Source organism: Paenibacillus sp. EKM206P (assembly GCF_011066155.1).
Classification (GTDB): Bacteria; Bacillota; Bacilli; order Paenibacillales; family Paenibacillaceae; genus Paenibacillus; species Paenibacillus polymyxa_D.
Map to the genome: position 1 here is coordinate 1 of NZ_JAAMNQ010000077.1, position 431 is coordinate 431.

The 431-nt window shown below is 51.5% G+C and carries 1 protein-coding gene; it reads left to right on the top strand.

The features are described 5' to 3' along the window. Nucleotides 1-431, top strand: a 431-nt coding sequence (locus G9G53_RS25760) for a condensation domain-containing protein (RefSeq protein WP_165150887.1), incomplete at both ends; no start/stop codon positions are given.

Sequence of the window (431 nt, forward strand, 5' to 3'; positions counted from 1 at the left end):
CTGGATATGCCTACGGATTTTGCAAGACCAGCCGTACAGCGTCTGGAAGGAGCGCGATTGGAATTTGCGATCAGCCTGGAGGACAGCGAACAGTTGAAACAGCTGGCCGCGCAAACCGGCTCCACCTTGTACATGGTATTGCTGGCCGCGTATAGCACGCTTTTGCATAAATATTCGGGACAGGAAGACATTATCGTCGGCACGCCGATTGCCGGAAGACCACATGCGGAACTGGAGAGCTTGGTAGGCGTATTCCTCAACACGCTGGCAATCCGCAATTATCCGTCTGGTGACAAAACGTTCCTAGACTACTTGCAAGAGGTCAAAGAGCATGCGCTCAGTGCTTACGAACATCAGGAATATCCTTTTGAAGAGCTGGTTGAAAAGCTGAATTTAACGCGGGATACGAGCCGGAATGCGCTGTTTGACAC